The sequence below is a fragment of the Kribbella sp. genome, from assembly GCF_035687465.1.
In the GTDB taxonomy this organism is placed as follows: Bacteria; Actinomycetota; Actinomycetes; order Propionibacteriales; family Kribbellaceae; genus Kribbella.
Map to the genome: position 1 here is coordinate 1 of NZ_DASRXP010000344.1, position 3,449 is coordinate 3,449.

A 3,449-nucleotide genomic window follows, 5' to 3' on the forward strand; every position below is an offset into this window, starting at 1 on the left:
TCGGGCGGGATCGACTTCTCCGATGCAGAGAAGGCGAAGGTCGCGCTGCACGAATCGTTCGCCGACTGGCATGACGACCTCCGCGCGATCATCACCGACGCGGACGGCGACCTGGTTCCCCGCCCGATCAATGCCCTCCCCATCGGTCACCGGTGGGAGCGCGTCCCCGGGGTGACGTTGCTCGGCGACGCGGCGCACGTGATGTCCCCGTTCGCCGGCGAAGGCGCGAATCTCGCGATGCTGGACGGCGCGGAACTGGCTGCGGCGATCGTCGCGAACCCCGGTCGCCCGGAGGACGCGCTCACGCAGTACGAGCAAGCCCTCTTCCCCCGCAGTGAGACCGCGGCGGCGGATTCAGCGGACAACCTCGTGATGTGCTTCGCGCCCGACAGCCCTCAGGGTCTGCTGGACTTCTTCGCGGAGATGCGTCCGCCGGAGTAGTGCGTCAGCGGCGGGAAGCTGCCGGGTGGACCTCGCCGGTGTACTTCTCGCCGGGCCCGGTGCCCGGCTCGTCCGGGATGGTCGAGGCTTCCTGGAAGGCGAGTTGGAGCGAGCGCAGGCCGTCGCGGAGCGGAGCGGCGTGGTGGTGGCCGAGGCTCTGGGCGGAGGCGTCGAGGAGGCCGGCCAGGGCGTCGATCAGCGAACGCGCCTCGTCCAGATCCCTGTGGTCAGGCAGGTCCTCGGCCAGTCCGAGGTGGACGGCGGCGGCACTCATCAGGTGCAGGGCGGCGGTCGAGATGATCTCCACGCTGGGCACCTCGGCGATGTCGCGGGACGCCGTGGCGAGCGGGTCGGACTGCGGAGTGGAGAAGGGGTCCGTCATGCTGCTACTCTTGCACGGCGACCGACCAGGTCCGGTGGTGACCCCTGAGCGGAATACTCAAGGGAAGCCAGCGGTTCTAGTCTAAGCGGAGGGCCACCTCCCACCCAGTCGACGAAGAGTCGGCGGGTCCCGGTCACGCCGAAGTCGGACGGTTCAGGCCGGAGGACAGCGGCGATCGTACGGCGTACATCCCCGCACCCGGGGTTGGACAGCCGTCGATCTGGGAATTGGGCCTTCGTGTGGACGCACGAGGGCCTTTCGTCATTTCTGCTGCCGACTCGGCAGCGGACGGGCGGGATTCCCCCGGGCGTCACGAGGTGGCACCAGTAAACGAACAACCCAGGAGGACCCATCACCATTGAACTGCGCGTCAACGAGCGCATCCGCGTTCCTGAGGTGCGACTGGTCGGACCGAACGGTGAGCAGGTAGGCATCGTCCGGATCGAGGACGCACTTCGGCTGGCACAGGAAGCCGATCTCGACCTGGTCGAGGTCGCGGCCACGGCACGGCCACCGGTCTGCAAGCTGATGGATTTCGGCAAGTACAAGTACGAGACCGCGCAGAAGGCGCGGGAGTCTCGCCGGAACCAGACGAACACCGTCATCAAAGAGATGAAGCTGCGGCCGAAGATCGATCCGCACGACTACGAGACCAAGAAGGGTCACGTCGTCCGCTTCCTCCGTGCCGGTGACAAGGTGAAGATCACCATCATGTTCCGCGGTCGCGAGCAGTCCCGGCCGGAGCTCGGGTTCCGGTTGCTGCAGCGGCTGGCCGAAGACGTCGGTGAGCTCGGCTTCGTCGAGTCCTCGCCGCGCCAGGACGGCCGGAACATGATCATGGTGCTCGGACCGCACAAGAAGAAGTCCGAGGCGCGCGTCGACGTGGAAGCGGAGAAGGCCAAGAAGCAGGCCGAGCACGAGGCCGAGCAGGAGGCCGAGCGCCAGGAGCGTGCTGAGCAGTTGAAGCAGCACGAGGCCGAGCGGGCCGCGGGCGCGACGAAGAAGCCGAAGGGTCCGGCAGACAACCTCGATCCGGAGTGATGCGTCGCTCCGGTTGCGAGGCCGGAGCCAGCACACCGATCGAGTCAACGAAAGACAACAGGAGTACATAGCCATGCCGAAGATGAAGACCCACTCGGGGATGAAGAAGCGCATCCGGATCACGGGCTCGGGCAAGCTGCGCCGCGAGCAGACCGGCAAGCGTCACCTGGCCGAGGCGAAGTCGACCAGGCGCAAGCGGCGCCTGTCCGGCACTGTCGAGGTCGCGCCGTCGCACATCAAGAAGGCCAAGAAGCTCCTCGGTATCTGAGTTTCGCTTTCCCAACCCCCCGAACACCCCGCCGAGTGGATCACTTCTCCGGCGCAGAAATACAAGGAGTAACACCTCATGGCACGCGTGAAGCGGGCAGTCAACGCCCACAAGAAGCGCCGCGTCGTCCTCGAGCAGGCCAGCGGGTACCGCGGCCAGCGCTCGAGGCTGTACCGCAAGGCCAAGGAGCAGGTCACCCACTCGCTGGTCTACGCCTACCGTGACCGCAAGGCGCGCAAGGGCGACTTCCGCAAGCTGTGGATCCAGCGGATCAACGCCGCGGCTCGCGCCGAGGGCCTGACCTACAACCGGCTCATCCAGGGACTCCGCCTGGCCGAGATCGAGGTCGACCGCAAGATCCTGGCCGATCTGGCCGTCAACGACGCTCCGGCGTTCTCGGCGCTGGTCGCGCTGGCGAAGGCGGCCCTCCCGGCCGACCTGAACGCCAAGAGCGACGCCGCGGCCTGAGCCGCAGCAGCGACCCAGTAGCACCCGAAGTGGCGAGCCCAGGTCTGCTGACCGCACAGTCCGTGCGGATCAAGCAGGCCCGGAGGCTCGCCACTCGTGCGTTCCGGCGCAAGTCGGGCCGCTTCCTGGTGGAGGGACCGCAAGCGGTCCGCGAGGCCCTCGAACACCGCGAACTGGTGGTCGAGGTGTACGCCGAACCCGACGTCGCCACCCGCCACCGCGACCTGCGGGACCTGGCCGCGGCGGCCGACGTCCCGTGGTACGAGGTGAATCGCGCGGCCGTCGAGGTCCTCAGCGAGACCGTCACCTCCCAAGGCGTTGTCGCCGTCTGCCAACTGGTCGACGTGCCGCTGGAAGACGCCGTACTGCGAACCGCGCGGCTGGTGGCCGTCGGCGTCCAGGTGCGCGACCCCGGCAACGTCGGCACCCTGATCCGTACTGCGGACGCCGCCGGCGCGGATGCCGTCGTCCTGTCGGGCGAATCGGTGGATCCGCACAACCCGAAGGCTGTCCGCGCGAGTGTCGGCAGCATCTTCCACCTGCCGATCACGGTCGAGGCCGACGTCGTGACGGCCGCGAAAGGCTGGCGGGACCAGGGTCTGCAGGTGCTTGCCGCGGACGGGTATGGGAGTTCCGACCTGGACGAGTGCATCGACGACGGCACCCTGGCGAAACCGACCGTCTGGTTGTTCGGCAACGAGGCCCACGGGCTGCCCGACGGTTTCGACGCGATCGTCGACCGATCGGTGAAGGTCCCGATCTACGGCCGCGCCGAAAGCCTCAACCTCGCCACCGCCGCAGCCATCTGCCTGTATGCCTCAGCCCGCGCCCAGCGCCGTACCGAGTGAT

At 67.8% G+C, this 3,449-nt stretch carries 6 protein-coding genes; 5 read left to right on the forward strand and 1 reads right to left on the reverse strand.

All coding sequences use genetic code 11. The features are described from left to right. The coding region (locus tag VFG33_RS18190; protein WP_325054082.1) for an FAD-dependent oxidoreductase at positions 1-441 on the forward strand (441 nt) is incomplete at its 5' end. 4 nt (positions 442-445) lie between these two features. Here the strand turns inward: VFG33_RS18190 and VFG33_RS18195 are convergent. Next, positions 446-823 (reverse strand): DUF1844 domain-containing protein, encoded by a 378-nt coding sequence (locus VFG33_RS18195; RefSeq protein WP_325054083.1) that lies wholly within the window; start codon positions 821-823, stop codon positions 446-448. Between the two features lie 351 nt (positions 824-1,174). Between VFG33_RS18195 and infC the strand changes: the two genes are divergently transcribed. The 4 genes from infC (at position 1,175) to VFG33_RS18215 (ending at position 3,448) form a co-directional block, all read left to right on the forward strand. After that, positions 1,175-1,864, forward strand: coding sequence for a translation initiation factor IF-3 (infC, locus tag VFG33_RS18200; protein ID WP_325054087.1), 690 nt, complete (start codon positions 1,175-1,177; stop codon positions 1,862-1,864). Positions 1,865-1,937: 73 nt separating this feature from the next. Further along, positions 1,938-2,132: a 50S ribosomal protein L35 gene (gene rpmI, locus VFG33_RS18205; protein WP_325054084.1), complete on the forward strand. Its 195-nt coding sequence runs from the start codon at positions 1,938-1,940 to the stop codon at positions 2,130-2,132. A 78-nt stretch (positions 2,133-2,210) separates the two neighbouring features. Next, a complete protein-coding gene (gene rplT / locus VFG33_RS18210) occupies positions 2,211-2,600 on the forward strand; it encodes a 50S ribosomal protein L20 (RefSeq protein WP_325054085.1) in 390 nt (129 codons plus the stop codon). A 29-nt stretch (positions 2,601-2,629) separates the two neighbouring features. Further along, positions 2,630-3,448, forward strand: coding sequence for a TrmH family RNA methyltransferase (locus tag VFG33_RS18215; RefSeq protein ID WP_325054086.1), 819 nt, complete (start codon positions 2,630-2,632; stop codon positions 3,446-3,448). Position 3,449: the final 1 nt, after the last annotated feature.